Below are 1,489 nucleotides of genomic sequence, written 5' to 3'. Positions count from 1 at the left end.
CTCATGTGAATGGTGTTCCCCGGCAGCACCACCAGGTTAAAGTCATAGTTGGTCTGCTCGACGGACTCGGCTCCGGTGATCGTGAAGCTGGACGCCTCACCGCTACCTAATTGCTCGATTTGTTCCTCGACCGGATAGTTCTCAAAAATAAGAATATGGTTGATCAAATCCTGCTTAAGCTCCGACAGTCCCTGAATTTCATACAACGGATACGTATCATAGGCATGGGAAGCAATCGATTGCTCTTGGGTTTGCTTCATCACATCGGAGAATAGACTACCCACTTGACTACGGATACGCACCGGAATGGTATTGATAAACAGACCAATGATGTGCTCCACATTCGGAATGTCTGCCGGACGTCCAGATACCACGCTGCCAAACACGACATCATCGGTACCATTATATTTTTGCAGCAAAAGGCCCCAAACGGTCTGCATCAACGTATTGATCGTCACCTGATAACGCTTGGCTATGCGCTGAATACCAGCTGTGAGATCCGCGCCCAAATCAAAATCTAAACGCTCCGACTGATACCCCGTTTTGCCCTGAATTTTAGCCTGTGGCAAACGAGACTGCTCCTCGTATCCTTCCAGAGCCTTGCTCCAGTAGCTTGATGCGGCCTGACGATCCTGCTGCTCCAGCCATTCGATATATTGACTGTACGGCGTTACAGGGGCCAGTTCCGGTTGTTTATGGGCCAGGATCGCAAAATAGCTCGCAAACACTTCGTTTGTCACCAGCGACAAGCACCAGCCATCCATCACGATATGATGGAAACTCCATACAAAACGGTACGTCTCCTCACCTGTGCGCAACACAGTGACACGCATCAAGGCGTCTTGTGCTAGGTCAAAGCCTCTTTGCTTGTCTTTACGCGTAAATTCGAGCATGTATTCGTTTTGCTGCTCGTCCTTCATATCCCGCAAATCTTCCACATACAGTTCACTGCGCTTATTGCGGTACACAACCTGAAGCGGTTCATCCTGCCAGCCGCTGTAGAAGTTCGTGCGCAGTACCGTATGCCGCTGCATTAAAACATCCAAACTGGCCGCAAATGCAGCGATATTAAAATGTCCTCGCAGATCAAAGGAGGCCTGTTCAAAATAAGCTCCTGATTGCGAATCCATCAGATTATAAAAGAGCATCCCCTTTTGCATCGGCGTCAGTGCGTATACATTTTCCAAATCACCGGTATGTGCCGCCTGTTTCGCAATTTGTTCCAGTTCTCTAGTCGTCAGACCTTTGAAGGATACATCACTCGGGGTCAGTTCCGGCTGTTCCTGAGCGACGCAATGCGTAATCACCTCTTGCAAAGCGGATTGAAGCAGTCCTGCCACACGTTCCAGCGTTTCTTTACGATACTGCTTACGGCTGTAAGCAATCGTCAAGCGCAGCGTGCCTTCCGAGATCATCGCGTTTAAATCCAGCGTATATTGCAGCGGTGAATGTGCATCCTCTGTCTCCCCTGCACTATAGGGTGACAATG

The 1,489-nt window shown here is 49.4% G+C and carries 1 protein-coding gene; it reads right to left on the bottom strand.

Annotated elements, in window-relative coordinates:
- Positions 1 to 1,489: condensation domain-containing protein (locus tag ACWA2B_RS27815; protein WP_449292872.1), on the bottom strand; the 1,489-nt coding region annotated here is incomplete at both ends.

This window comes from Paenibacillus sp. CMM36, assembly GCF_053570945.1.
Note: the sequence above shows the minus strand (reverse complement) of the source record. Positions and strands in the feature narration are given on the sequence as shown.